At 71.3% G+C, this 26,876-nt stretch carries 23 protein-coding genes and 1 pseudogene; 12 read left to right on the forward strand and 12 right to left on the reverse strand.

Annotation, left to right across the window (positions count from 1 at the left end; all coding sequences use genetic code 11):
- Window positions 1–48 precede the first annotated feature (48 nt).
- Window positions 49–645: a hypothetical protein gene (locus tag CRP49_RS22545; protein WP_097255028.1), complete on the reverse strand. Its 597-nt coding sequence runs from the start codon at window positions 643–645 to the stop codon at window positions 49–51.
- A 107-nt stretch (window positions 646–752) separates the two neighbouring features.
- On the opposite strand from CRP49_RS22545, the gene CRP49_RS22550 reads away from it, so the two are divergent.
- The 3 genes from CRP49_RS22550 to CRP49_RS22560 are packed head-to-tail and all read left to right on the forward strand — an operon-like array spanning window position 753 to window position 2,824.
- The gene (locus CRP49_RS22550) at window positions 753–1,826 is read left to right on the forward strand and encodes an exo-alpha-sialidase (protein WP_097255029.1); all 1,074 of its coding nucleotides are present in this window, start codon (window positions 753–755) and stop codon (window positions 1,824–1,826) included.
- Between the two features lie 37 nt (window positions 1,827–1,863).
- Window positions 1,864–2,577, forward strand: a complete 714-nt coding sequence (npdG, locus tag CRP49_RS22555; protein ID WP_094218142.1) for an NADPH-dependent F420 reductase — start codon at window positions 1,864–1,866, stop codon at window positions 2,575–2,577.
- 4 nt (window positions 2,578–2,581) lie between these two features.
- Complete coding sequence (locus tag CRP49_RS22560; protein WP_179851718.1) at window positions 2,582–2,824, forward strand: hypothetical protein; 243 nt, start codon at window positions 2,582–2,584, stop codon at window positions 2,822–2,824.
- On the opposite strand, the gene CRP49_RS22565 is transcribed toward CRP49_RS22560, so the two are convergent.
- Entirely contained in the window at window positions 2,814–3,611 is a 798-nt protein-coding gene (locus tag CRP49_RS22565; protein ID WP_097255030.1) for a site-2 protease family protein, read from the reverse strand. The genes CRP49_RS22560 and CRP49_RS22565 overlap by 11 nt on opposite strands.
- A 105-nt stretch (window positions 3,612–3,716) precedes the next feature.
- Here CRP49_RS22565 and CRP49_RS22570 point away from each other — a divergent pair, with 105 nt between their 5' ends.
- On the forward strand, window positions 3,717–4,223 hold the full coding sequence (locus CRP49_RS22570) for a DUF6578 domain-containing protein (RefSeq protein WP_257033466.1): 507 nt from the start codon (window positions 3,717–3,719) through the stop codon (window positions 4,221–4,223).
- Window positions 4,224–4,247: 24 nt separating this feature from the next.
- On the forward strand, window positions 4,248–7,508 hold the full coding sequence (locus CRP49_RS22575) for a BTAD domain-containing putative transcriptional regulator (protein WP_097255032.1): 3,261 nt from the start codon (window positions 4,248–4,250) through the stop codon (window positions 7,506–7,508).
- A gap of 30 nt (window positions 7,509–7,538) precedes the next feature.
- Here the strand turns inward: CRP49_RS22575 and CRP49_RS22580 are convergent, their stop codons facing one another.
- The 3 genes from CRP49_RS22580 to panB all read right to left on the reverse strand — a co-directional run bounded on the left by CRP49_RS22580 (window position 7,539) and on the right by panB (window position 10,482).
- Window positions 7,539–8,366, reverse strand: a complete 828-nt coding sequence (locus tag CRP49_RS22580; protein ID WP_179851719.1) for an ABC transporter permease — start codon at window positions 8,364–8,366, stop codon at window positions 7,539–7,541.
- The gene (locus tag CRP49_RS22585) at window positions 8,363–9,388 is read right to left on the reverse strand and encodes an ATP-binding cassette domain-containing protein (protein WP_179851720.1); all 1,026 of its coding nucleotides are present in this window, start codon (window positions 9,386–9,388) and stop codon (window positions 8,363–8,365) included. Before CRP49_RS22585 ends, CRP49_RS22580 begins: the two co-directional genes overlap by 4 nt.
- Before the next feature lie 227 nt (window positions 9,389–9,615).
- Window positions 9,616–10,482: a 3-methyl-2-oxobutanoate hydroxymethyltransferase gene (gene panB / locus CRP49_RS22590; RefSeq protein WP_097255034.1), complete on the reverse strand. Its 867-nt coding sequence runs from the start codon at window positions 10,480–10,482 to the stop codon at window positions 9,616–9,618.
- A gap of 224 nt (window positions 10,483–10,706) precedes the next feature.
- On the opposite strand from panB, the gene CRP49_RS22595 reads away from it, so the two are divergent.
- The 4 genes from CRP49_RS22595 to CRP49_RS22610 all read left to right on the forward strand — a co-directional run bounded on the left by CRP49_RS22595 (window position 10,707) and on the right by CRP49_RS22610 (window position 15,568).
- Window positions 10,707–12,293, forward strand: a complete 1,587-nt coding sequence (locus tag CRP49_RS22595) for an MFS transporter (protein ID WP_179851721.1) — start codon at window positions 10,707–10,709, stop codon at window positions 12,291–12,293.
- A gap of 95 nt (window positions 12,294–12,388) precedes the next feature.
- Entirely contained in the window at window positions 12,389–13,018 is a 630-nt protein-coding gene (locus CRP49_RS22600) for a TetR/AcrR family transcriptional regulator (protein ID WP_179851722.1), read from the forward strand.
- A gap of 269 nt (window positions 13,019–13,287) precedes the next feature.
- Window positions 13,288–14,256, forward strand: coding sequence for an endonuclease/exonuclease/phosphatase family protein (locus CRP49_RS22605; RefSeq protein ID WP_373560397.1), 969 nt, complete (start codon window positions 13,288–13,290; stop codon window positions 14,254–14,256).
- A gap of 97 nt (window positions 14,257–14,353) precedes the next feature.
- Window positions 14,354–15,568 (forward strand): MFS transporter, encoded by a 1,215-nt coding sequence (locus CRP49_RS22610; protein ID WP_097255038.1) that lies wholly within the window; start codon window positions 14,354–14,356, stop codon window positions 15,566–15,568.
- A 27-nt stretch (window positions 15,569–15,595) separates the two neighbouring features.
- Here CRP49_RS22610 and CRP49_RS22615 read toward each other — a convergent pair whose 3' ends face one another.
- Window positions 15,596–16,441 carry an alpha/beta fold hydrolase gene (locus tag CRP49_RS22615; RefSeq protein ID WP_097255039.1) on the reverse strand — a complete coding sequence of 282 codons (846 nt, stop codon included), beginning with the start codon at window positions 16,439–16,441 and terminating at the stop codon, window positions 15,596–15,598.
- Between the two features lie 89 nt (window positions 16,442–16,530).
- Here CRP49_RS22615 and CRP49_RS22620 point away from each other — a divergent pair, with 89 nt between their 5' ends.
- A complete protein-coding gene (locus CRP49_RS22620) occupies window positions 16,531–17,493 on the forward strand; it encodes a DUF5937 family protein (RefSeq protein ID WP_097255040.1) in 963 nt (320 codons plus the stop codon).
- Window positions 17,494–17,640: 147 nt separating this feature from the next.
- Here CRP49_RS22620 and CRP49_RS22625 read toward each other — a convergent pair.
- From CRP49_RS22625 to CRP49_RS22645, 5 genes and pseudogenes are all read right to left on the reverse strand, one after another.
- Window positions 17,641–17,862 (reverse strand): annotated as a pseudogene (locus CRP49_RS22625) (hypothetical protein); the annotation flags it as partial.
- A gap of 350 nt (window positions 17,863–18,212) precedes the next feature.
- Entirely contained in the window at window positions 18,213–20,258 is a 2,046-nt protein-coding gene (locus tag CRP49_RS22630; RefSeq protein ID WP_179851723.1) for an NAD(+) synthase, read from the reverse strand.
- A gap of 94 nt (window positions 20,259–20,352) precedes the next feature.
- Window positions 20,353–22,293: a protease pro-enzyme activation domain-containing protein gene (locus CRP49_RS22635; protein WP_097255042.1), complete on the reverse strand. Its 1,941-nt coding sequence runs from the start codon at window positions 22,291–22,293 to the stop codon at window positions 20,353–20,355.
- Window positions 22,294–22,504: 211 nt separating this feature from the next.
- Window positions 22,505–23,134 carry a DUF305 domain-containing protein gene (locus CRP49_RS22640; RefSeq protein ID WP_097255043.1) on the reverse strand — a complete coding sequence of 210 codons (630 nt, stop codon included), beginning with the start codon at window positions 23,132–23,134 and terminating at the stop codon, window positions 22,505–22,507.
- On the reverse strand, window positions 23,131–23,823 hold the full coding sequence (locus CRP49_RS22645) for a DUF3105 domain-containing protein (protein ID WP_097255044.1): 693 nt from the start codon (window positions 23,821–23,823) through the stop codon (window positions 23,131–23,133). The genes CRP49_RS22640 and CRP49_RS22645 overlap by 4 nt, the downstream gene beginning before the upstream one ends.
- Window positions 23,824–23,959: 136 nt before the next feature.
- Between CRP49_RS22645 and CRP49_RS22650 the strand changes: the two genes are divergently transcribed.
- Window positions 23,960–24,403 carry an Rrf2 family transcriptional regulator gene (locus CRP49_RS22650; RefSeq protein WP_097255045.1) on the forward strand — a complete coding sequence of 148 codons (444 nt, stop codon included), beginning with the start codon at window positions 23,960–23,962 and terminating at the stop codon, window positions 24,401–24,403.
- Between the two features lie 100 nt (window positions 24,404–24,503).
- Window positions 24,504–25,547, forward strand: coding sequence for an FAD-dependent monooxygenase (locus CRP49_RS22655; protein ID WP_097255046.1), 1,044 nt, complete (start codon window positions 24,504–24,506; stop codon window positions 25,545–25,547).
- Window positions 25,548–25,552: 5 nt separating this feature from the next.
- On the opposite strand, the gene CRP49_RS22660 is transcribed toward CRP49_RS22655, so the two are convergent.
- A complete protein-coding gene (locus CRP49_RS22660; RefSeq protein ID WP_097255047.1) occupies window positions 25,553–26,737 on the reverse strand; it encodes a globin domain-containing protein in 1,185 nt (394 codons plus the stop codon).
- Window positions 26,738–26,876: the final 139 nt, after the last annotated feature.

Below are 26,876 nucleotides of genomic sequence, written 5' to 3' on the forward strand. Positions count from 1 at the left end.
CCGTTTCCCACCACCCACCCGTCTCGGTCGGCTGAAAACGTGGGAAAGTCACCAAGGGGCAGCCGGCGGTGCCGTCAGAATCTCCGCCAGCCTCGACAGACGGTCCCGGAACCCCCGCCGAACCCTCGGAGAGCCCCCGTTTTCGCCTGCCGCCGCGCTCACCAGGTGCTGCACGCTGTCGAGGTCCAGTTCCGCCCCCTCGGGTACGGCCAGCGTGTCGTGGGCCATCGCGGACAGCTCGCTCCCGCCCGCGCCCAGCGCCAGCACCGTCACCCCGGCCCGCCGCGCCGCATGGACCCGTTCCAGCAGCTCCGCGGGCTCCTCAGGTGCGACCACGAGCAGGGTCTCGCCGCGCCGCGCCTCCTCGATCCGGCCGGGTCCGACAGCGAGGTGCGCGGGATCGGAGGGCCGCGCGTGGTGTCGTACCAGCGTGGGCGCCAGCTCAGGGGTGCCGGACCAGGCCGCCTCGTCCACCAGGTGCGCGGCCAGATGCCAGGGCTCGTACTCGGGCGTGCCCACCAGCAGCAGCCCGCCCCCGTGCGCCACCACGGACCCGCGCAGCACCCCCGCGAACCGCCGCGTGGCCCCCAACCACTCGGTCCCGGCGAGCACTTCGCGCAGCAGCGCGACCCGTACGGCGTCCATGCGACCGCATCCTGCCCCAACCGGTCACTCGTGACGCGAAGTTCACCCCGAATTCGCCCAACCTGGGGAAATTCACGGCCGAACCCGTCCGTGTGAGGAGCCGCCAGATGACCGACGTGACCGTCCCCTTCCGCGCCGGCCAAGAGGGCTATGCCAGCTTCCGCATCCCGGCCGTCGTAGCCACACGCAAAGGCGCGCTGCTCGCCTTCTGCGAAGGCCGGGTCGACTCCGCCGCCGACCACGGGCACATCGACATCGTGCTGAAGCGGTCCACGGACGGCGGCCGCACCTGGGGCCCGCTGCGGGTCGCCGCGAGCAACGGGAAGAACCTCGCCGGCAACCCCGCCCCCGTCGTCCTCGACACCGGCCGGATCCTGCTCGTGCACGTCCGTGCCGCGGCCGGCGCCACCGAGGCCGCCATCCTGCGCGGCCAGGTCAACGACGCCGACGGCCGCCGGGTGTGGGTGCAGCACAGCGACGACGAGGGCGCGACCTGGTCCAAGCCGAGAGAGATCACCGCGCAGGTGAAGAAGCCCGGCTGGCGCTGGTACGCCACCACCCCCGGGCACGGCCTGCAACTGAGCAGCGGCCGCGTGCTCGTCCCCGGCAACCACACCCTGCCGCCCACCGGCACCGACACCGGCGCCGAGGCCAAGTACAACAGCGGCCACTGCCTGCTCAGCGACGACCGCGGCGAGACCTGGTACCTCGGCTACCTGGACGAGAACACCGACGGCTACATCAACGTCAACGAGACCACCGCCGCCGAACTCCCCGACGGCCGCGTCTACTTCAACACCCGCAACGACTCGCCCGCGCCCGGCAACCGCGCCGACGCCCACTCCAAGGACGGCGGGAGGACGCTGGTCAAGCCCTTCCGGCCGCAGGCCGGCCTCACCGCCCCGGTCTGCGAGGCCTCCGTCCTGCAGCTCCGCGACCCCGACCTGCTCCTCTTCTCCGCCCCGGCCGACCCCGCCGCCCGCGCCCTGATGACCCTGCGCGCCTCCGGCGACGGCGGCACCACCTGGCGCAAGGCCCTCTCCGTGGACGGACTGCCCGCCGCCTACTCCGACCTGGTCCGCGTCGACCGGGGCACGGTCGGACTCCTCTACGAGACAGGGGACTTCAGCGCCTACGAGACCATCACCTTCCGCCGGGTGCCCGTGACGCGGCTCACCTGACCCGGTGCCGTACGCCCCACGGACGTAGAGTCGGCCCATGACCTCTACCGACAGCGCACAGACTCCCGCGAAGGCCCCCGCCAAGGACCCCTGGGACCTGCCCGACGTCTCCGGGCTGGTCGTCGGCGTGCTCGGCGGCACCGGCCCGCAGGGCAAGGGCCTCGCCTACCGGCTCGCCCGGGCCGGCCAGAAGGTGATCATCGGCTCGCGGGCCGCCGAGCGCGCCCAGGCCGCCGCCGACGAGCTGGGGTACGGCGTCGAGGGCGCCGACAACGCCGAGACCGCGCGCCGCAGCGACATCGTGATCGTCGCCGTACCGTGGGACGGCCACGGCAAGACGCTGGAGTCGCTGCGCGAGGAGCTGGCCGGCAAGCTCGTCGTCGACTGCGTGAACCCGCTGGGCTTCGACAAGCAGGGCGCCTACGCGCTGAAGCCGGAGGAGGGCAGCGCCGCCGAGCAGGCCGCCGCCCTGCTGCCGGACTCCCGGGTCGCCGCCGCCTTCCACCATCTGTCGGCCGTGCTGCTCCAGGACCCGGAGATCGAGGAGATCGACACCGATGTGATGGTGCTGGGCGAGGCCCGCGCCGACGTGGAGATCGTCCAGGCGCTGGCCGGGCGCATCCCCGGTATGCGCGGCATCTTCGCGGGCCGCCTGCGCAACGCCCACCAGGTCGAGTCGCTGGTCGCGAACCTGATCTCCGTCAACCGCCGGTACAAGGCACACGCCGGGCTCCGCGTCACGGACGTCTGAGGGCATGGGGGACACTGGTCGTCGTAGCAGTGTCCCCCGCAAGGAGCCGACCCCCATGCCCCGCATCGCTCTCTACACCCTGATCGTCTGCCTCCTCGCCGTGGCCGCCGCGGTCGTCTCGTTCGTCCAGGGCAGCTGGCTGGGGATCGTCTGGGTGCTGCTGGCGGGCCTGTCGTCCAACATGACCTGGTACTACGTCAAGCGCGGCCGGGCCACCGCGGCGCAGGGCAAGTCCGTCACGGGTTGATGCAGACGTCCGGGCTGTCGCGCCAGAAGCGGTAGAGCTCGTGGCCGCAGGCTTGGGAGAAGTCGTCGACACTCAGCCCGCGCAGGATCGCGTCGATCGCGTCGAAGAACGCGATGTTCACCGACGGCACCCACAGCAGCGCGAACACGAACAGCAGCCCGAACGGAGCGAACGGCTCCACCTGCCGCTTCACGCTGTACGACAGCCACGGCTCGATCACGCCGTAGCCGTCCAGGCCCGGCACCGGCAGGAAGTTCAGGATCGCCGCCGTCACCTGGAGCAGGGCGAGGAACGCCAGCGCGTACCGGAAGACGAGGGGCACGCCGTCCAGGGCGTGCAGCCAGAAGGGCGCCGTGCACACCGCCGCGAACAGCACGTTCGTCAGCGGGCCCGCCGCCGAGATCAGGCTGTGCCGCCAGCGGCCTCTGATGCGGCCCCGCTCGATGAAGACCGCGCCGCCCGGCAGGCCGATGCCGCCCATGATCACGAACAGCACCGGGAGCACGATGCTCAGCAGCGCGTGCGTGTACTTCAGCGGGTTCAGCGTGAGGTAGCCCTTCGCGCCGACCGTGATGTCCCCGCTGTGCAGGGCGGTGCGCGCGTGTGCGTACTCGTGCAGGCACAGGGAGACGATCCAGGCCGCCGTCACGAACAGGAACACCGCGATGCCCGGCTGCTCGGCGAACCCCGACCAGGTGGCCCAGCCGGTCACCGCCGTGACGGCCAGGATCCCGAGGAAGACGGGACTGATCCGGCGTTCGCCGCTGCGGGTGGTGGCGGTCGTCATGAGCGGCTCCTGTGGGCAAGTACGGTCGGGAGGCCGACCGTACCGGCCGGGGACTCACCGGGAAAACGTCTCGCGATGGCCGTCCGGTTCCTGGAGGGTGGGGGAATGGCACTGATGAGGGTGTTCTACGAGGACTGGCAGATGGAGTGCTGCGGCAAGCCGTTCAGCGTGGGCCAGGAGGTCGGCTGGCGGCTGGTCGCCGTCGACGGGGAGGAGGCCGGGAACGGTCACTGGCAGGGCGCCGAGGCCTGGGTGGAGAACCATGGCGGCCCGAAGCACAAGGCCGTCGGCCATGTCCGCTCCATCGACGTCGTGCACCAGGAGTACTCGGCCCACCACGACCCGCGCGCCGACGAACCCGCCGTACTGGCCGACCTGAAGCCCGGCACGGTGGTCTTCCGGGCGACCGGGCGCAAGCTGGAGCCGGTGCCCGGCGCACGGACCCTGGAGCCCGTCGACAGCTGTCCGAAGTGGTTCGGCGACTTCGAGGAGGAGGAGCAGCCACCGCGCAAGGTGCCGTACCGCGTCCGCCGCGCCGTCGGCGCCCTCGTCACCCTGGAGGTCCCGGACGACCCGGGAGGTCCCGGGCGGCGCGCCGCCCGAACCCGGTGACCCGTCCTGCCCCCTCCGGAGACAATGAACCCCGTGCGCTACCGCCTCCTCGGCCCCACCCAGGCCCTCCGCCCCGACGGCACGCCAGTCCCGGTCGGCGGGGCGCGGCTGCGTGCCCTGCTGAGCGTGCTCGCGCTGCGGGCCGGCCGGACCGTGCCGACCGATCTGCTGGTGGACGAGGTGTGGGGTGCTGAGCCGCCCGCCGACGCCACGGGCGCGCTGCAGGCGCTGGTCGGCCGGCTGCGCAGGGCCCTCGGCGCCGACGCGGTGGCCTCCGCCGAGGGCGGCTACCGGCTCGCCGCCGCCCCCGACGACATCGACCTCACCCGGTTCGACCGGCTGACCGGCGAGGGCCTCGTCGCCCTGGCCGACGGGGACCCGGCCAAGGCCGCCGCCGTCCTGGACGACGCGCTCGCCCTGTGGCACGGCCCCGCCCTCGCCGACCTGCCCGACCACACCGCCGACGCGGCCCGCTGGGAGACCCGCCGCCTGGACGCCCTGCGCGCCCGGCACACCGCCGCCCTCGCCCTCGGCCACGCCGAGCAGTCCCTGCCGGAGCTGGCCGCGCTGTGCGACGCCCATCCCCTGGACGAGCCGCTCCAGGCGCTGCGGCTGCGCGCGCTGCGCGACGCGGGCCGCCCGGCCCAGGCACTGGCCGCCTACGAGGACGTACGACAGCTCCTCGCGGACCGGCTCGGCTCCGACCCCGGTCCCGAACTGCGCGCCCTGCATACCGAGTTGCTCACCGAAGCGGAACGGGAACCGCAGCCCGCGCCGCCCGCCGCCCTGGGCAACCTGCCCGCCCGGCTCACCTCCTTCGTCGGCCGGGAGGCCGACATCGCGGCCATCGGCGCCGACCTCGCGGCGGCCCGTCTCGTCACCCTGCTCGGGCCCGGTGGAGCGGGCAAGACCCGGCTGTCCCAGGAAGCCGCCGAGGCCGTACGGCACACCGCCCGGGACGGGGTGTGGCTGGCCGAGCTGGCGCCCGTGGACGACCCGGACGCCGTAGCGCAGGCCGTGCTGACCGCGATCGGCGCCCGCGAGACCGTGCTGCACGGCGCCGGTGTCGAGGCCATGCGCGCGATGACCGACGTGGACGACCCGGCCGACCGGCTCGTGGAGTACTGCGCCCGCCGCCGCATGGTGCTGATCCTCGACAACTGCGAGCACGTCGTCGAGGCGGCCGCGCGGCTGGCCGAGCGGCTGCTGGCCCGCTGCCCGCAGCTGACCGTGCTCGCCACCAGCCGTGAACCGCTCGGTGTGCCGGGGGAGTTGGTACGGCCCGTGGAGCCGCTGCCCGAACCGGTCGCGCTGCGGCTGCTCGCCGACCGGGGTGCGGCGGCCCGGCCCGGATTCCGTCTGGAGGACGACCCCGAGGCCTGTGCCGAGATCTGCCGCCGGCTCGACGGGCTGCCCCTCGCGATCGAGCTGGCGGCCGCCCGCCTGCGCATGCTGACCCCGCGCCAGATAGCCGGCCGGCTGGACGACCGCTTCCGGCTGCTCACCAGCGGCAGCCGCACCGTGCTGCCCCGCCAGCAGACCCTGCGCGCCGTCGTGGACTGGTCCTGGGACCTGCTCGACGCGGACGAACGGGACGTCCTGTCCCGCCTGTCGCTCTTCGCGGGCGGCTGCGACCTGGCCGCCGCCGAGGGCGTGTGCGGCCCGGCCGCCCTGGACGCGCTCGGCTCCTTGGTCGACAAGTCCCTGGTGGTGGCCTCCCCGGCGGCGGACGGCGGGATGCGCTACCGGCTGCTGGAGACCGTCGCCGAGTACGCGGCCGAACGGCTGGACGAGACCGGGCGCCGGGCCGAGGCCGAGCGCGCCCATCTGACGTACTACCGCGAACTCGCCCGCACCACCGACCCGTTGCTGCGCGGCGGCGAACAGCGCGCCGCCATCGACCGGTTCCAGCTGGAGTACGAGAACCTGCGCACCGCCCTGCGGCACGCCGTCGCCCTCGGCGACGAGCAGGAGGCGCTCAGCCTGGTGCTGTCCCTGGTCTGGTACTGGCAGATGCGCGACCTGCGCATCGAGTGCCGCACCTGGTGCGAGGAGGCCATGGCCCTCGGCCCCGACCCGTTCGCCGAGCCGGCCCGCCCCGCCCGCCCGGTCTGGCAGCGCTGCACCGACATCCCGCCCCCGTTCACCGGCGAACTGCTCGCCGAGGCCCGGCGCGGCGTCCACCTCGCCCATCTCGCCTGCATGGACACCGAGATGGAGGCCTGGCAGACCCCCGAGGCTCAGGCCAAGCTGCGGGCGATGGCCCAGGTCTACGAGCCCGGCCTGCCGCAGACCTGCCGCGCCCCGGGCGCCATATGGTTCTACGCCGTCATCCTCACCGACGGCGCGGACCGGATACGCACGATCTCCGACGCCACCATTCGGACCTGCCGGGACAACCCCGGCTTCGAGTGGGAGCTGGCCGGCGCCCTGCAGATGCGCGCCAACCTGCTCGCCAACCGCACCGCCTGGGCGGGCGACGCCACCCGCGACGCCGACGAGGCCCTGGAGATCTACCGGCGCCTCGGCGACCAGTGGGGCATCGCCGAGGCGCTGTCCGCACGCGGCGAGGCCAACGAACGCAAGGGCTCCTACCGCACGGCCGCCGCCGACTACGAGGCGGCCATCGTCCACGCCGAACGCCTCGGCGCCCGCGCCCAGATGGCCGTGCTCCGCGCCCGGCTCGGCAGCGTGCTCATGGAGGCGGGCGACGCCGAACGCGGCGAGCGCATGCTGCGGGACGTCATCGCCAACCAGGAGGGCGCCGTCAACGAGGCGATGCCGGCCGCCCGGCTCTTCCTCGCCGGCCGGCTCGGCCTGACCGGGCGCACCGCCGAGGCACGTGAGCAACTCCGGCTGCTGCGCGAGGAGTTCACGATCGCGCACTTCGTCGTCTTCGACGTCATGATCCTCAGCCAGGAGGCCTGGCTGGACGCCCTCGACCACCGGTCCGAGGAGTCCCTGACCCGCGTCCGCACGGCACTGCGGCGCGCCGACGACCCGCTGTCCCAGGTGATCACGCCGCATCTGGGCTCCATCTGCCTCACCATCGCGGCGATGGCCCTGGCGGGCCTCGACGGCGGCACCCGCGCCGCGGACGCCGCCCGCTGCCTGGCCGCCGCGGACGCCCTGCTGCCGGCCGAGCACGTCTCCTCCGGTATGGAGCGCCGGGTGTACGAGCTGACCGAGTCCCGGATCCGCGAGACGCTCGACGGCCCCGCGTACGCGGCCGCGTACGCCGCGGGCGGTGGCCTCTCCCTCGCGGAGGCCACCGCCCTGCTGTGAGCCGTTGAACGTGTCTCTGCTCTTCTTAGGTCAACTCTTCGTGCGGAACTTGTAGATCGCGACCGGGGCCATCACCGCGGTGAGGCCGGCCGACCAGATCAGGGTCACCCACAGGCCGTGTGCGACCGGTCCGCCGACCATCAGGCCGCGCGCGGTGTCCGCCAGGGCGGACAGCGGGTTGTAGTCGGTGAAGTTCCGCAGCCAGCCCGGCATCGAGGCGGTCGGCGCGAAGATCGACGAGCCGAACTGCAGCGGCATCAGCACCAGGAAGCCCATGGCCTGCACCGACTGCGCGCTCTTCATCACCACGCCGAGGGTGAGGAACACCCACATCAGGGCCGAGCCGAACAGCGCGGACAGGCCCACGGAGGCGAGCAGCCCCGCCCAGTTGGTGATGTCGAAGCCCACGAGCACGGCGACGATCATCAGCACGACGGTCGCGAACAGCATCCGCATCAGCTCCACCGCGATCTTGGCGAACAGCACGGAGCCGCGCCCGATCGGCAGGGACCGGAAGCGGTCCATGACACCGGAGTTGAAGTCCTGGTTGAAGCCGGTTCCCACGCCCTGGGCCATGTTCATGCCCATCATGGCCATCAGGCCGGGCACGACGTACTGCACGTACTGGTCCTGACCGCCGCCCAGGGACTGCCCGATGGAGCCGCCGAAGACGTACACGAACAGCAGCGTGAAGATGACCGGGAACAGGATGGCGTCGAACATCGACTCCGGGTCCTGCCGGATCCACAGCAGGTTGCGGCGGATGAGGGCGCCGGTGTGGCGCAGGTGGGCGCGCAGCGGGATGGGCGTGTCGCCCTTCGAAGCGGCGGCGGCCGGGGTCAGAGTGGCGGCGCTCATACGGCGACCTCCTCGCGGGTGTCGGCGGGCGTGATGTCCTGCGGGGCACCGGCACGGTGGCCGGTGAGCGACAGGAACACCTCGTCCAGGCTGGGCAGTTCGGTGGTGATGGAGGAGATCGTGATGCCGCGCGCGGTGACCGCGCCGACCACGGCGGTCAGCTGCTCGTCGCTGAGGATCGGCACCAGCAGCGTCCCGGTCTCCGGGTCCACGGTGGTGGCGGCGAGCCCGGTGATGCCCAGCTCGTCCAGCATGGCGGCGAGCGGCCGCAGCTGCAGCGGGTCCACCGGCCGCACCCGCAGCGTGCGCCCGCCGACCCTGGCCTTCAGCTCCTCGATGCCGCCGTTCGCGATGACCTTCCCGCGGTCCACGACGGTCAGCTCGGAGGCGAGCTGCTCGGCCTCCTCCATGTACTGGGTGGTGAGCAGCACGGTGACCCCCTCACCGACCATTGCCTTGACCTCGTCCCACACCTCGTTGCGGGTACGCGGGTCGAGCCCGGTGGTCGGCTCGTCCAGGTAGAGGACGGCAGGCCGCCCGATCATCGAGGCGGCCAGATCCAGCCGCCGCCGCATTCCGCCGGAGTACGTGCTCGCCGGGCGCTTCGCGGCCTCCGTCAGCGAGAACCGCTCCAGCAGCTCGTCGGCGCGGGTACGGGCGTCCTTGCGGGAGAGGTCGAGCAGTCGCCCGATCATGTACAGGTTCTCCCAGCCGGGCAGCTTCTCGTCCACCGAGGCGTACTGCCCGGTCAGCCCGATCACCCGGCGCAGCTGCCGGGGCTGCCGCACGACGTCGTACCCGGCCACGGTGGCCTGTCCGGCGTCCGGCGTGATCAGCGTGGACAGGATCCGTACGAGGGTGGTCTTCCCGGCGCCGTTCGGCCCGAGCACCCCCATCACGGTGCCCTCCCGCACGTCCAGGTCGACCCCGTCCAGTGCCTTGGTCTCGCCGTAGTGCTTGACCAGTCCCCGTACGGTCACGGCGGCGCGCCCGCCGGCGGGGTTGTCATCGATTCGCGTCATGCCCATGAAGATGCCAGGCCCCACCGACAAACCACCGACAGAGCACCTACAAGGCGCCGACAAGCAAAAACAGCCCGTCCGGCGTTTGAGGACGAGGCCGTTCAGGCCGAAGCGGGGGTCTGGGGGCGGCAGCCCCCAGGGACAGCGACCGCCGACAGGGGGACGGCCCGCCGACGGGGGATGATCGGCGGGCCGTCCATGGTGCGGCGATGGCTCAGCGGCAGCGATTAGTGGACGGAGTGCTCCTCCAGCGGGAACGTTCCGCCGACGACGTCCTCCGCGAACTCCTTCACCGCGTTGCCCATGACCTCACGCAGGTTCGCGTACTTCTTCACGAACTTCGGGACACGACCGGGCGTCAGCCCGAGCATGTCGGTCCACACCAGGACCTGCGCGTCCGTCTCCGGCCCGGCGCCGATGCCCACGGTCGGGATGTGCAGCACCCGCGTCACCTCGGCCGCCAGCTCCGCCGGGACCAGCTCCAGTACGACCGCGAACGCGCCCGCGTCCTGCACGGCCTTCGCGTCGCGCAGCAGCTGCTGGGCCGCCTCCTCGCCGCGGCCCTGGACGCGGTAGCCCATGGCGTTCACGGACTGCGGGGTCAGGCCGATGTGGGCCATGACCGGGATGCCGGACTCGACGAGGAGCCGGATCTGCTCGTGCGAGCGCTCGCCGCCCTCCAGCTTGACCGCTCCGACGCCGGCCTCCTTCACCAGCCGGGTCGCCGAGCGCAGCGCCTGCACCGGGCCCTCCTGGTACGAGCCGAAGGGCAGGTCGCCGACGATCAGGGAGCGCTGGGTGCCGCGTACGACGGCCGCCGACAGCATGCTGATCTCGTCGAGGGTGACGGGCACGGTGCTCTCGTACCCGAGGTGACAGTTGCCCGCGGAGTCGCCGACCAGGATCACCGGGATCCCGGCCTCGTCGAAGACGGACGCGGTCATCGCGTCGTAGGCGGTGAGCATGGGCCACTTCTCGCCGCGTTCCTTGGCGAGGGCGATGTCGCGGACGGTGATGCGGCGGGTGCCCTTCCCCCCGTACAGCGCTTTGCTGCCGTCGGAAGGCTTGTTCTGGGCAGCCGAAAGCTGCGTCATGGCAACGGCTCCTTCAGTCATCTCGAGGCGCCCTTAACGGCGTCCCCGGATCGTCTCCATGGTGGCACCTCGTGCCAGCGAGGGCCAGGGGACCCCCCTGTGATCCCTTCGGCTCTCCTCGGTTCCCCCAGGCGCGTCGCGGCTGCGCCCCCGCTGTGTAAGGTCTCGGTAAAGAAATAAGATACGAGACGGTTCCGTATCGAAATGGTCCTAGGCTCGAACGCATGACAACTTCCGTCCCTGCCTCCCGGATACCGGAAGCGGTGCACCGGCGCCGATGGGCGATCCTCGGTGTGCTGATGCTGAGCCTGCTCATCGTGGTGCTCGACAACTCGATCCTGAACGTCGCCATCAAGACCATCTCCACCCCGGCGCCCGTCGGCCTCGGCGCCACCCAGAGCCAGATCGAGTGGGCGATCAACGCCTACACCCTCGTCTTCGCCGGCCTGCTGTTCACCGCCGGACTCATCGGCGACCGCCTCGGCCGCAAGAAGGTCCTGCTCGGCGGGCTCGTCGTGTTCGGCATCGGCTCGGCCCTGGCCGCCGAGTCCGGCTCCCCGGACCAGCTGATCGCCTACCGCGCCCTGATGGCCCTCGGTGCCGCCTTCGTGATGCCCTCCACCCTCGCCGTGCTGATGAACGTCTTCGAGCGCGAGGAGCAGCCCAAGGCCATCGGTATCTGGGCCGGCGGTGTCGGCCTCGCCATCGCGATCGGCCCGATCACCGGCGGCGCGCTTCTGGACCACTTCTGGTGGGGCTCGGTCTTCCTGATCAACGTGCCGATCGTGATCACCGCGCTCGCCCTGATGGTGTGGCTCGTGCCCGACTCGCGCGACCCCCGGCCGGGCCGTCTCGACCCCGTCGGCGTGGTCCTGTCCGTCGTCGGCCTGGTCCTGCTGGTCTACGGCATCATCAAGGGCGGTGAGCTGGCCGACTTCACCGACGCCAAGGTGCTGGCGACCATCATCGCCGGTCTCGCCGTCCTCACCGGCTTCGTGATCTTCGAGAAGCGCAGCGACCACCCGTCCCTGGACGTCACCTACTTCAAGAACAAGGTCTTCTCGGCCGCCATGGCCGCCATCGCGCTGGTCTTCTTCGCGCTGATGGGCGTGACCTTCTTCTCCGTCTTCTACACCCAGAGCGTGCGCGGCTACTCGCCGCTGCAGTCCGGTCTGCTGCTGCTCCCGCTGGCCGCCGCCCAGCTGATCTTCGCGCCGCGGGCCCGGCTGCTGGTCGACCGGTTCGGCAACAAGGCCACGACCACCGGGGGCCTGGTGCTGATCGCGGCGACGCTGGCCGCGTTCTCCGGCTTCGAGGCCGACACGCCGATCTGGGTGCTGGAGGTCGTCTTCTTCCTCATGGGTACCGGCATGGCGCACATCATGACGCCGACCTCCGTCGTCATCATGCAGGCCCTGCCCCGCGAGAAGGCCGGCTCGGCCTCCGCGCTCAGCAACACCTTCCGCCAGGTCGGCGGCGCCCTCGGTATCGCCGTGCTCGGCTCGGTGCTCTCCGCCTCCTACCGCAACGGCATCGAGGGCAAGCTCGGCCTGCTGCCGCCCGGCCTGAGGGACACGGCCGCCGAGTCCATCGAGGCCACGCTCGGCGTCGCCGAGAAGTTCGGCGCGCAGGGCAAGGCCCTCGTCACCCCCGCCAACGACGCCTTCCTGCACGCCATGCACGTCACCGCCCTGTGCGGTACGGGCGTGGCGCTCGTCGGCGCCCTGGTGACGGCCCTCTTCCTGCCGGGCAAGCCGCCGGCCGGTCAGGAGGGCAAGAAGGAACAGGAGTTGGTCGTAGCGGCGGAGTGACCGAAACCGACCGGTCCACAGGGGAAACCAACCGGTCCACGGGGGAAGGAGGCTGCTGCGGGAGAATTCCCGCAGCACAGCGAAAGGACGGACGAGTGAGCCTTGCCGAGAGCCGGCCGCGGCCGGACGGGCCCGTGCGGGGCCGACCGCGCAGTGAGGCCGTGGAACGCGCCATCCTGGAGGGCGTGGTGAAGCTCCTGGAGGACGGTGTGCCCCTCGCCGAACTCTCCATCGAGCGCGTCGCGCGCACGGCCGGGGTCGGCAAGGCCACCATCTACCGCCGCTGGAGCGGCAAGGAGGAGCTGTTCGTCGACGTCGTACGCGCCGCCGAACCCCCCGACCCCGTGCTCCCCGGCACCTCGCTGCGCGACGACCTGGTCGTGCTGCTGGAGTCCCTGCGCCAACGCGGCCTCGCGAGCCGCTCGTCGGCGATCCTGCACAACGTGTACGCCCAGATGAAGAGCAGCCCCAAGATCTGGGCGGCGTACCACGCCAGCGTCATAGCGCCCCGGCGCGCCCTCGCCCTGGACGTGCTGCGCCGCGCGCGGCAGCGCGGCGAACTCCGGGCGGACGTCGACCTGGAACTGGCCAACGACATGTTCATCGGCCCCATGCTCGTGCGTTCCGTCATGCGTCCGGACGGCGACCTGCCCGAGGGCCTCGCGGAACGGATCGTCGACACGGTCCTGGAAGGCCTACGGCCCGTCAGCTCGACAGCCTCGTAGCACGTATGTGCATGTTTCGTCACAGACCACGCCGGTCCCGGGGGTAACCGGAACCCCGGGCGCCGCCTCGTTCGTCCTCGTCTTCCGTACGGCCGTCATGGGACGGCGGGAACGGAGCCGATCATCCCCTAGGGTCGGATGAACACGGGGGAACGACGGTGTGCACGGCAGGCAGTGAGGCAGACGGTATGGCGCAGCAGGCGTACATGACGGAGACGGACAACGGCGGCTCGGGGCCCGAGCGACCGGGTTCTGGGCTTCGGCGCCTGATGCACCGCCTGTTCGGCGGCTGGCGCGGCGATCCACGCATCTGGCGCCGGGGCATCATCCTCGCCGTCCTCGCGCTGCTGCTCGCGCTGGTGATGCTGCTGCACTCGCACATCCCCAACCGGGTGGGCAACCTGGGCAGCCTCACGGAGACCTTCCTGCCCTGGCTGGGCGTGGCCATCCCGGTCCTGCTGGTCCTCGGCGTGCTTCGGAAGTCGGCGACCGCCCTGCTCACGATCCTCCTCCCGGCGATCGTGTGGCTGAACCTCTTCGGCGGACTGCTCACCGACAGGACGGCCGCGGGCGGCGACCTGATGATGGCCACCCACAACGTGAACGCCGACAACCCCGACCCGGCCGCGACCGCCCGGGACGTCGCCTCCTCCGGGGCGGACCTGCTGGCGCTTGAGGAGCTGCCCGCGTCCGCCGTCCCGGTGTACGAGAAGGCGCTCGCGTCGACGTACAAGTACCACGCGGTCGTCGGCACGGTCGGTCTGTGGAGCAAGTACCCGATGGCCGACGTGCGGGACGTCGACATCAAGCTCGGCTGGAAGCGCGCGATGCGCGCGACCGTGACCACCCCCAAGGGTCCGCTCGCCGTCTACGTCGCCCATCTGCCCTCGGTGCGGGTGAAGGTGGAGGCCGGTTTCACCGCCCGGCAGCGGGACAAGAGCGCCGACGCGCTCGGCGAGGCCATCGCCGACGAGCCGCTGCGGCGGGTCGTGCTGCTCGGTGACCTGAACGGCACGATGAACGACCGCTCGCTCAACGCCGTCACCTCCCAGCTGCGCTCCACGCAGGGCGCGGCGGGCAGCGGCTTCGGATTCAGCTGGCCGGCGTCGTTCCCGATGGCGCGGATCGACCAGATCATGGTCCGGGGCGTCGAGCCGGAGAGCTCCTGGACCCTGCCGCGCACCGACAGCGACCACCTTCCGGTGGCTGCTCGTGTGAAGGTGGACACGTCCTCGTAACCGGTTGGAATACTGGGCCTGAGAGACTTTGTTCCGTAGTTGAACATAAGCTGGTGACGGAACTCCGCTCTCTTACTTCGAAAGGCACAGGCCCTTCATGCCTCTGGCCCTGCTCGCTCTGGCCGTCGGCGCTTTCGGTATCGGTACCACCGAGTTCGTGATGATGGGCCTGCTGCCCGACGTCGCGGACGACCTGCACATCTCGATCCCCACCGCCGGGCACCTGGTCTCGGCGTACGCGCTGGGCGTCGTCATCGGCGCCCCGCTGCTGGCCGCGCTCACCGCCCGGATGTCCCGCCGCACAGTGCTCATCGGTCTGATGGCCATGTTCGTCGCGGGCAACGCGCTCTCGGCGTTCGCTCCCGGCTACGACTCCCTGCTCGCCGCCCGCTTCCTCAGCGGCCTGCCGCACGGCGCCTTCTTCGGCGTGGGCGCGGTCGTCGCCACGAACATGGTCGCGCCGGAGCGCAAGGCCCGCTCCGTGTCCCTGATGTTCCTCGGCCTGACCGTCGCCAACATCGCGGGCGTTCCCGTCGCCACGCTGATGGGACAGCACCTGGGGTGGCGGGCGACCTTCCTCGGCGTGAGTGCGATCGGCGTCGCCGCGATAGTCGCGCTCGCGCTGCTGATCCCGCACGACAGCGTTGCCGCTCCCACGACGGGCCTGCGCGGCGAACTGGCCGCGCTGAAGTCGGTGCCGGTGTGGCTGGCCCTGGGTACGACGGTTGCCGGTTTCGGCGCGCTCTTCTCCGCGTACAGCTACGTCACCCCGATGCTGACGGACTCCGCCGGGTTCGCCGAGGGCAGCGTGACGGTGCTGCTGGCGCTGTTCGGCGTGGGCGCGACGGCGGGCAACCTGCTGGGAGGCCGTCTCGCCGACCAGTCGATGCGGGGCACGCTGTTCGGCGGGCTGGCCTCGCTGGTGGCCGTACTGCTTCTGTTCCCCCTGCTGATGCGGGCGGAGTGGAGCGCTGCCCTTGCTGTGGCGCTGCTCGGCATGGCGGCGTTCGTCACCGGGTCCCCGCTGCAGCTGATGGTCATGGAGAAGGCCGCCGCGGCTCCCTCCCTGGCCTCCTCGGCCAACCAGGCGGCGTTCAACCTGGCGAATGCCGGCGGCGCTTGGATCGGGGGGTTGGCGTTGGCGGCGGGGTTTGGAGTTACGTCGCCTGCGGTGGCCGGGGCGGCGCTGGCTGTTCTTGGACTGGGCGTGGCGAGCGTGGCTCATCTGGTGGACCGGCGGCGGGAGGTTGCTTCGGTGGGGCGCGTCGTTGCTGCGCACGTACCCGAGCAGTCGGGGGCGTTGCAGCACTGAGTTCGCCCGCCAACCCGTCCCGGCTGGTCAAGATCCTCGCAGGAACCCGCCGACCGTTGCCACGAACCGGTCCCCGTCGTCCAGCCACGGGAAGTGCGCGGCCGCGGGCTGGATCACCAGTCGGCCGTGGGGAAAGCGCCCGGCCACCTCGGCCATCGCGCGGGGCGGGCCCGCCACGTCGGCCTCCCCGGCGAGGACCAGCACCGGCGACGCGAACCGGGCCAGTGCCGTACGCGTGGTGTCCGGGGTGAAGGCGCCGGGGGCCGCGTAGACGGCCGCTGCCTCGGCGTTGCGCTGCTCGTCCTGGGCGGCCTGGTGGGCGCGGGCGGTGTCGTCCCAGCGGCCGTACCAGAAGGGGGCGACAGCCTGCCAGGACGTGGCCGTACCCTGCCCGGCGACGACCGCCTCAAGGGCCGCGAACGCCTCCGGAAACCAGGGTTCGTCGCTGCGCAGCCGCGCGGCCCGGAGCCGGTCCTCTCCGTCGATGGTGACACCGACGGCCAGAACGCTGGGCGTGGCCAGCGCGAGCCTGCCGACCCGTTCCGCGTGGCGGCCCACGTACGACACGGCCAGGTTCGCGCCGGCCGAGTGCGCGAGCAGATCGATCCGGTCGAGGCCGAGATGGCGGCGCAGGGCCTCCACGTCGTCGACGAGCCGGTCGCAGCGGTAGGTGGCGGAGTCCTCGGGCCGTGCCGATCGTCCGGTGCCGCGCAGGTCCAGCCGGATCAGGCGATGGTGGGCGGTGAGGCCGCCGAGGTCGCCGAGATAGGCGGAGTCCTGCATCGGCCCGCCGGGCAGGCAGACGAGGGCGGGGCCGTCGCCGGTCGCGTGGTAGGCGAGCTTCGTGCCGTCGTACGAGGTGAAGGAGTCCATGCCGGGCAGTCTGGGGGTGACGGCGGGCGCCCGACTATCGTTTAGCTCCGGCTACATGATGGGGATGACGGGGCGGCACGGATGGCGGTATGGCGGTAGAGATCCGGTTCACCGCGGCCTCGGTCGCGAGGGTGCGGTTCGCCCTCTCGCTGCTGGGTGAGACGGTGCTGGCGCTGCGGATCCTGCTCGGTACGGGTGGCCACGCGGTGCACGAGCCGTGGGTGCGCGGGGCACGGCCGCTGCTGGCGGACGAGCGTGAGCTGCCGCTGCTGCGGGCGCTGATCGCAGGGCCGCTGCCCTCGTTCCTGTTCCCGGTGCCGCAGGAGCGGCTGCCGTCGATGGCGGCGGAGCTGGAGGTGCTGCGGGCCACGGAGGAGGTCTTCTTCCGGCGGGAGTACGCGGCGGTCCTGGGCATCCCGCAGGAGGAGGCCCCCGAGCCGGAGGCGGTACTGCCGCGGCTCGCCGCAGCGCTGCACCGCTGCCACGAACTGGTCGTTGCACCGCGCTGGGGCCGGATGCGGGCGGTTCTGGAGGCCGACATCGGCAGGCGCGCGCTCACCCTGGTGGACGGCGGGGTCCAGGCGCTCTTCGCCGAACTGCACCGGGACATCGCGTGGGACGGCGGCCAGTTGGTGGTGCACGGCCGACGCACCCCGCACTCCGTCTGGACGGTGGACACGGGCGGGCACGGCCTGGTCCTGCTGCCCAGCGTCTTCAACTGGCCGCACGTGGGCGTCGACAAGTCACCGCTCACCGCCGCGTCGATCCGCTACCCGGCCGTGGGCGTCGGCCTGCTCTGGGAACCGCCCCCGCCGGCCCTGGCGGGACTCGTCCCGGTCCTGGGCCGCACCAGGACCGCCCTGCTCACGGCCCTGGCCGAACCCCTGACGACAGCGACCCTGGCCGACCGCCTGGGCATCACCCCGAGCGCGGTCTCACAGCACCTGGGGGCCCTGCGGGGAGCGGGGCTGGTGACGACCCAGCGGAGGGGCCGTACGGCACTGCATCTGCGTACGGAACGGGCGACACAGTTGCTGGAACCGCAGGTGTAGGCGCCTGGTTCATTGGCGATGATCGGCGCGATGTTCCCATCGTCGGTGGGGCTGGTTTCGCGTACCAGGGCAGTCAGCGTCGGCGCCACTTCGCGGCGGGAAGAGTGTCCGGGATGTGCTCCCACCGGACAACCTCATCGAGGCTGACATGTCGCGCACCTCGTCCAGGTCGATGACGTCGCCGAGGCCGCGCGGCTTCTCGACCTCTTCAGCGGTGAGTGGCAGCGGAGCCTTGTCGCGCAGGGCGCTCCGTTCGGCACGGGTGAGGTCTACGTAGGGAGTCGCCTCCGGCCTGGACCGGTGGGCGCTCCTGGGCGTCGAGGAGACCGGTGAGATGCGTCCTTCGGGTCCCGAAGGCTCCTCACGCATGGGTGAGCCATGGTGAGAGGAGGCTCGTGAACTCCTCGTATCGCGTCCTTTCCATCGGCGTGAGCCGCCTTCAGCTCGCCGACGAGAATCTCCATCTCATTCATCTCGTGCCCGACTTCCCGATCCTTCGCGTGACGGCGTTGGGGCGGGATACGGTCACGCGATACCCGCCCCAACGCGTGTCCTTCAGCCATGGATGCCGTGGACAGCTGACCCGTGAACGTTTCCTTCAGTGCCGCTTCGCCGCCTGGGTGCCCTTCGTCGCCGCGCTCAAGGCGGAACCCCCGGTGCCTCGGCTTCTCGGCCGACCGAGTCGGGTGGGCGGGTGGGTAAAGGACAGTCCCGGCGGGTCAGGACGGGACGTCGAACCGGGCAAGGTCCCGCAGCCACGCCCGCGCCGAACTGTCCGACGGCGCGCGCCAGTCGCCGCGCGGCGAGAGCGAACCGCCGGCCGAGACCTTCGGCCCGTTCGGCATGGCCGATCGCTTGAACTGCGCGAACCCGAAGAAGCGGCGGCAGAAGACCTCCAGCCACCGTCGGATCTCCGGCAGGTCGTACGCCACCCGCTTGGCCTCGGGGAACCCCGGCGGCCAGGCGCCGCCGTCCGCGTCCTGCCACGCGTGCCACGCCAGGAACGCGATCTTCGAGGGCCGGAACCCGTACCGCAGCACGTGGAAGAGCGTGAAGTCGTGCAGCGCGTAAGGGCCGATCTTGGACTCGGTGGACTGCATCTCCTCGCCCGGCACCAGCTCCGGACTGATCTCGGTGTCGAGGATCGCGGCGAGGATCTTGCCGGTCTCCTCGTCGAACTGCCCACTGCTGATGACCCAGCGGATCAGATGCTGGATCAGCGTCTTCGGCACACCGGAGTTGACGTTGTAGTGACTCATCTGGTCGCCCACGCCGTACGTGGACCAGCCGAGCGCCAGCTCCGACAGGTCACCGGTCCCGAGCACGATGCCGCCGTGCTGGTTGGCGAGCCGGAACAGATAGTCGGTGCGCAGTCCGGCCTGCACGTTCTCGAAGGTGACGTCGTACACGGGTTCACCGGAGGCGAACGGGTGCTCCATCTCCTTCAGCATCAGCCGCGCGGTCGGCGTGATGTCCAGCTCGGCCGCGGTGACACCCAGAGAACGCATCAACGCGTGCGCGTTGTCCTTGGTGTGGTCGCTGGTGGCGAAGCCGGGCAGCGTCCAGGCCAGGATGTCGCTGCGCGGCCGCCCCGCGCGGTCCATCGCACGGGCGGCGACGATCAGCGCGTGCGTGGAGTCGAGGCCGCCGGACACCCCGATGACCACCTTCGGGCCACCGATCGATGCCAGCCGCTGCTGAAGGCCCTCGACCTGGATGTTGTACGCCTCGTAGCAGTCCAGGGCGAGGCGCTCGGCGTCGGCCGGCACGAACGGGAAGCGCTCCAGGCGACGGCGCAGCCCCAGGTCGGTGAGCGGCGGATCGAGCTCGAAGGCGACCGTCCGGAAGTCGTCGGTTCGCGCGCGGTGCGTACGGCGGTTGTCGTCGAACGTGCCCATCCGCTGCCGCTCCTGGCGCAGCAGGTCGAGGTCCACGTCGGCCACCGCGTACTCGTCACCCAGCGGGAACCGCTCGGTCTCGGCCAGCAGCACGCCGTTCTCGTAGATCATGGTCTGGCCGTCCCAGGACAGGTCGGTCGTCGACTCGCCGAGGCCGGCCGCCGCGTAGACGTACGCGGCGAGGCAGCGGGCGGACGCCGAGCGGCACAGCAGCTTGCGGTCCTCGGCCCGCCCGACCGTGATCGGGCTGCCCGAGAGATTGACCAGGACGGTCGCGCCGGCGAGGGCCGCCTCCGCACTGGGCGGCACCGGCACCCACATGTCCTCGCACAGCTCCGCGTGCAGCACGAGCCCGGGGACGTCTTCCGCCGCGAACAGCAGATCCACGCCGAACGGCACGCTCTCGCCGCCGACCCGGATCGAACCGCCGCGCTCGTCGGCGCCGTCGGCGATCTGCCGGCGCTCGTAGAACTCCCGGTAGTTCGGCGGGTACGACTTCGGCACCACACCGAGGACGCGGCCCCGGTGCACGATCACCGCGCAGTTGTAGACGCGGTTGCGGTGGCGCAGCGGGGCGCCGACGACCAGTACCGGCAGCAGCTGGGCCGACCCGGCGACCACCTCCTGGAGCGCCGCCTCGACCTGATCGAGCAACGGGTCCTGCAGCAGCAGGTCCTCGATCGAGTAGCCGCACAGCACCATCTCCGGGAAGACGGCGACGGCCACCCCTTCCTCGGCGCACCGGCGCGCGTGGCGCAGGACCGCTTCGGAGTTGGCGTGCGGATCGGCGATGACGGTGTGGCCCGTGCACGCGGCAATGCGTGCGAAGCCGTGCTGATAGATCGACCAGAAGTTCAACGGAGGCACGGGCCCAGTGTAATCGTCAGAGCGACGCAATGGGGGGCGCGGGGTGTTGTGTACCCCACGCCCCCCACCGTTTCAGCGGATCAGCGCCGGCCGGTCAGTGACGACGGAACGACTGCACGTAGCCGCCCGCGGGCGAGCCCACGCCGGTGACGTCGTCGTAGCCCTTCACCGCGGACAGCGAGCTGTCCTTGCCGAGGCTGCGGACCGAGGTCGCGAGGCCGCCGGAGGCGTCGAAGCCGTTCACGAAGTCGATACGGGCCTCCGCCAGGCCGGAGCCCGTCGGGTTGTCCGTGACGTCGTGGAAGACGCCCTTCTTGCCGTACTTGGCGTAGATCGACGGGTTGGCGAAGCCGATCGCCTTGCCGCGCGCCTCCTGGGCCAGGGCCTGGACCGCCGCGATCACCGGGGCGGCCAGCGAGGTGCCGCCGATGCGGTACTCGCTGTACTGCTCCGACCCGTCCGGGAAGGTCTGGGTCTGGCCGACCAGGAAGCCGGTGTTCGGGTCGGCGATGGCCGCGATGTCCGGGACGACGCGGTTGCCGTCGGCGCTGTTGGCCTTGGCGAGCGAGTCCGGGACGACGCCCTTCTGGTAGTACGGCTGCGCCACGGTCTTGCTGGTGCCGCCGCCCGCGCCCGAGGTGAACGCGCCGGGGAAGTTGGTCCAGCTCTTGCCGTCCGCGGACAGCACGGCCTTCTCGGTGCCCCAGCCGGTCTCCCACTGGTACGTGTCGCCCTTGCCCACGGCCAGCGAGGTACCGCCGACCGCGGTCACCCAGGCCGAGTTGGCCGGGGTGTCGACCTGCTTCGTGCCGGTGTTGGCGACCTCGTCGCCGTTGTCACCGGAGGAGAAGTAGAAGCCGATGCCCTGGACCGCGCCCAGCTGGAAGACCTGGTCGTAGGCGGCCGCGAGGTCCGGCGTCTGGTTGGCCTCGATGTCGCCCCAGGAGTTGGAGACGATGTCGGCCAGGTGGTTGTCGACGACCTTGCTGAGCGAGTCGAGCAGGTCGTCGTCGAAGCAGGACGCGGCGCCCACGTAGGTGACGTCGGCGGCCGGCGCGACCGCGTGCACGGCCTCGACGTCGAGGGTCTCCTCGCCGTACCAGCCGGCCGCGCCGCACTCCTTGGTCTTGGTGTAGTTGTTCGGCAGCACCTGGTGCAGCTGGCCGGTCTTCCAGGCCGCGTCACCGTGCTTCAGCGCGTACTTGCCCGCGTCGAAGGCGATGGTCGGCGAGGCGTACGCGTCGGTGATCGCGATGCGCACGTTCTTGCCGGTGTAGTCGCCCGCGCCGTAGGCGGCACGCAGCTGCTTGCCGGTGTAGCCCTTGATCGCGTACGGGATCTTCTGGCCGTACGCGTCCGGCAGCGTGGTCGCGATGTTCGAGCCGAAGTACGAGGAGAACGGCCCGGAGTTCTTGAACACGGCGTCCGGGGGCGGCAGCTGCTCGTCGTGGGTCGACTTGTGCGGGGCGTTGTCCAGACCGGTGACGGTCAGGACGGCGCCCTGCAGACCGGCGGGCGCCGAGGCGGTCTTCGCCGGGGCGCGGTAGGTCTTCGAACCCTTGGCGAAGTTGTGCAGCTGGGTGCCGAACGCCTTCTCGGCGGCGGCGACGTCACCGGAGACGGCGACGTAGTGCGAGGTGACCTCGGTGACCTGGAGCCCGGCCGACTTCAGCCAGGACTTGACCGCGGCCACCTGGGCCTTGGTGGCCCCGAAGCGGGCCTGCGCCTTCTTGGCGCTCAGGTACTTGCCGTACAGCGGCGAGCTGGGGTCGGACACGGCCTTGGCGTAGGCGGCGAGTCCGGCCTGGTCCCGGCCGGCCAGGTAAACCCGGGCCTTGACCTGCGCGTTGTCGGCGGTGGCACCCTTGTCCGCCTTGGCCGTGGCCCATGCGGGCTTGGTGCCCGCCAGTGCGTCACGAGCCGGGGTGTCCGCGGCGTGCGCCGCGGATATACCGAACGCCAGCGCCCCGGCGATCATGGGCAGTGTCGCTGCCATGCTCACGCCGGCGCGCACCTTGGCGCGGTTGGATCTCATAGAACCCCCTGCGATGCGGTTCGCATGCATGTAGTGGTCGGTACGTCGTGGATCCGCACACCGGCCCGCGGCGGTCAATCGGCCCGCGGCTGATCACACGATGGGGGCCACTCTTTCGATGAACCGTTCATGCCAGGGGAACGCAAAGGTCAAGAGAAGCTCAAGTAACCTTCATGCAGGGCGATTTGAGGCATTCATCCTTACAGCGGTGTTACGAACGGGGTTGTGCGCCCCGCTCCTTGAGCATGCCGGCCATCAACTCGATCTCCGACTGCTGCGCGTCGACCATGCCCTGCGCGAGCCGCTTCTCCACCCCGACGGTGCACTTGGCCACACACCCCTCGGCCATGTGGATACCGCCCTTGTGATGGTCCGTCATCAGTTGGAGGTAGAAGATCTCCGCCTGCTTGCCGCTGAGCGTGCCGAGCTTCTTCATCTCGGTGTTCGTCGCCATACCCGGCATCAGCGCGCCGTCCTTGCCGGAGGCCATGTCACCCATGCCCATCCAGGTCATCGGCGCGTCGGCCGACACCTTCGGCAGCCCCCACAGATCCAGCCAGCCCAGCAGCATCCCGCGCTGGTTGGCCTGCGTCTGCGCGATGTCGTACGCGAGCCGCCGCACCTCCTCGTTCTTCGTGCGGTCCCGCACGATGTACGACATCTCGACGGCCTGCTGGTGATGGACGGCCATGTCCCGCGCGAACCCCGCGTCGGCGGACTCGACGCTCGGCGTCTTCGTATCCGATCCGCCGTCCTCGGCGACCGCGTACGTGATCGCCCCGGCCGCGACGAGCACCGCCGCGGCCGCGCCCGCCACCCAGCCGATGTGCTGCCGCCTCACTTCATCATCCCGCCGGTGCACGAGGCGCCCGGCTCGGGCGTCTGGTCGCCCTGCACGTAGGTGGCGAAGAACTTGTCCACCTCCGGATCGCTCGCGCTCTTCACGGTCACCTGGTGGCCCCAGGCCGACAGGATCAGCGGGGCGGCCTGGTTCTCGTACGGGCTCATCAGCGAGTACGGCGTCTTCTTCACCTTGGCCGCGAGCGCGTCGACGTCGGCCTTGGCCGCCTTGCCGGTGTACGTCACCCAGACCGCGCCGTGCTCCAGCGCGTGCACGGCGTTCTCGTCCTGCACCGGCTTGGTGTAGACGTCGCCGTTGCAGTTGAGCCACACCGGGTTGTGGTTGCCGCCGACCGGCGGGTGCATCGGGTACGACACCTTGGTCGTCACGTGCGTCCGCGACAGCTTGCCATCCCAGGTCTTCACCCCGTCCTTGCCGGTGGTGAAGTGCCCGGAGTCCCCGGACGAGCCGCCCTTGGCGTCGCTGCTCGCGGCCGAGTCGCTCTTGCTCGACTTGTCCGACTGCGACTTCACGAGCACCACACCACCGACGACGAGACCGCCGACGACCACCACGCTGGCGGCGACGGTGAGCACCCGGTTGCGGCGTTCCCGGGCACGCTCGGCGCGCCGCAACTCCTCGATGCGCGCCTTGCGCGCCGCGCTGCTGCTGTTCTTGGCGGAACCCATGAGGTGTCCTTCTTGGGGGAAACGGACGTGGACGGTGGGGCTCGCTGATCGTAGTGCGCTTGGAGTGCCCGTCCGTAAGGGAGGGCGCGCAACCGGATAATTTGAACCCAGGATGCGCATTACCTACCCTCGCGGTATGCGGTTGCTGCGCTCCACCGACCTGGCCCTGCGGGTCCTCATGCGGCTCGCCGTCGCCGGCGACGCCAGCCCCACCACCCGCCAGGTCGCGGAGGACATGGACGTGCCGTACACGCATGCCGCGAAGGTCGTGGCGGAACTCCAGCACCTGGGCCTGGTCGACGCCCGCCGCGGCAGGGGCGGCGGCCTGACGTTGACGGAACGCGGCCGCTCGGCCTCCGTGGGCTCGGTCGTCCGCACCTTCGAGGGCGACGGCGACGTGGTCGACTGCGAGGGCGCGACCCCCTGCCCCCTGCACTCCGCCTGCCGCCTGCGGGGCGCCCTGCGCCGGGCCCAGGAGGCGTTCTTCGCGACGCTGGACCCGCTGACGGTGCAGGACATGGTGGCGGAGCCGACGGGCCCGCTGCTGCTGGGCATCTCCAGGGGGCCGGGGCGCGGCTGAGGGGCCCCGGGGCCGCCACTTGGCCGGAAACGGTCGTTGATCAGCGGCACCGGCCTCAGGAAGGCTGGGACCTCCGCATGGATCGACAACGGGGGAACGTATGAAGATCCTGATCTCCGGTGCGAGTGTCGCCGGACCTGCCCTGGCCTGGTTCCTGCACCGCGACGGCCACGAGGTGACCGTCGTCGAGCGCGCCCCGGCCCCGCGCGACAGCGGCTACGCCGTCGACTTCCGGGGACCGGCCTTCGAGGTGCTGGAGGAGCTGGGCATCCTGGCGGAGGTCCGCGCCCACGCGACCGGGATGACCGGCACCGACCTCCTGGACGCCGACGGCAACCGCGCCGGCGAGCTGCCGGCCGAGACCTTCGCCGGCGAACTGGAGGTTCCCAAGCACGAGGTGACCCGCATCCTCCACGAGCACACGGCCGACGCGGTGCGCTACGTCTTCGACGACTCGATCAACCGCATCGAACAGGACGCCGGCGGTGTCCGGGTCGGCTTCGAGCGGGCCGAGCCGGACACGTACGACCTGGTGGTCGGCGCCGACGGCATCTACTCCGTGGTGCGCCGTCTGGTCTTCGCCCCGCACACCGAGGCGATCCGCCACCTCGGCCTCTCCGGCGTCGGCTTCAGCACGGCCAACCACCTCGGCCTGGACCACCGGGGAGCGCTGTGGCAGACCCCCGGACGGGCGGTCTACATGTTCAGCGCGGCGGACCCGGAGCGGACGTCCGTCAGCCTGTCCTTCGCCAGCGACTCCCCGGCGCTCGACCTGCTGGACCGCGCGGAGCAGGAGCGCATCACCCGGGACCGGCTGGCCGGCGCGGGCTGGCTGGTGCCCCGCCTCCTGGAGGACATGTCCGCCGCCACCGACTTCTACTTCTCCTCGGCCTGCCAGGTGCACCTGGACCGCTGGTCCGAGGGCCGCGTGGTCCTGGTGGGCGACGCCGGCTACTGCGCCGCCCCGACCTCCGGCATGGGCACCTCCCAGGCCCTGATCGGCGCCCACACCCTCGCCCGCGCCCTCGCCGGGTCCGCCGACGACCACACCAAGGCCTTCGCGACGTACGAGCAGGAACTCCGCCCGTACGTGACCGAGAACCAGGAGATCGGCCGGGAGGGCGCACGGCGCTTCGGGGCCTGACCTCCCTAGCCCTGGGCCGGCCACAGGTCCGGCCCGAACACCTCGTAGTGGATGTCGGCCGCAGCCACGCCCTTCTCGAGCAGCTGTGACCGCACCGCGCGCATGAAGGGCAGCGGTCCGCACAGGTACGCGCGCGTGCCGGGGCGTACGGGGATGTCGGCCAGGTCGACCAGGCCGGTGCGGGTGCCGGGCTGGGCGTCACGCTCGTAGAAGAAGTGCGCGGAGGCGTCCGGGAGCTTGGCGGTGTACGCCTCGTGGTCGGTGCGCAGGGCGTGGTCGGCGGGGGAGCGGTCGCCGTGTACGACGGTGACCGAGGCGGGGTGGCCGTCGGCCGCGAGTGCGGCGAGCATGGCGACCATCGGGGTCACGCCGATGCCCGCGGAGGCGAGCAGGAGGGGCCGGCCGGCGGTGTCGCCGAGCACCAGGTCGCCGTACGGCTCGGACAGCTCCAGTACGTCACCGGTACGCACGCGCGCGTGGAGGTGATTCGAGACCTCGCCCTCCGGGGCCGTACCGCCGTGCACCCGCTTCACGCTGAACTGCCTGACCGCCTCGCCCGGAGCCCCGGAGAGGCTGTACTGCCGTATCTGACGGGCCCCGTCGGGCAGGGCGACCTGGACGGAGACGTACTGCCCGGCACGGAAGTCGGCCACCGGCCCCCCGTCGACCGGCCGCAGCCGGAAGGAGACGACGTCCGCGGTCTCGTCGATGCGCTCGACGACCTCCCACTGCCGCGGCCCACGGCTCCCGCTCTCCTCGTACAGCCGCTTCTCCACGGCGATGAGCGCGTTCGCCATCAGCCAGTACACCTCGTCCCAGGCGGCCGCGACCTCAGGCGTGACGGCCTCGCCGAGGACCTCGGCGAGGGCGGCGAAGAGGTGCTCGTGGACGACCTCGTACTGCTCGGGCGCCACCCCGAGGGAGGCGTGCTTGTGGGCGATGCGGCCGAGCAGGGCGTCCGGGCGCCGGTCCGGGTGCTCCAGCAGATGGGCGGCGAAGGCGGCGATGGAGCCGGCCAGGGCCTGCTTCTGGGCGCCGGAGGCCTGGTTGCCGCGGTTGAAGAGGTTCCGCAGCAGGTCGGGGTGGGCGGCGAAGAGCCGGGCGTAGAAGCGCTCGGTGATCTCGCCGATGGCCGCGCCGACGGCGGGAAGGGTGGCGTGGACGGTGGCTGCGGACGGCTCGGACAGCATCGTGACTCCTCACGGCTCGACTGCTCGGCTCGACGGATCGGCTCTGCTGCCCGGCACGCTATGAAAACTTGCATCTGAGATGCAAATTAAATGGGCGTGGTCTCGATCACGGGGGAAGCGGGACCGGCCATTACGGATG

It is taken from the genome of Streptomyces sp. Ag109_G2-15, assembly GCF_900215565.1.
Classification (GTDB): domain Bacteria; phylum Actinomycetota; class Actinomycetes; order Streptomycetales; family Streptomycetaceae; genus Streptomyces; species Streptomyces diastatochromogenes.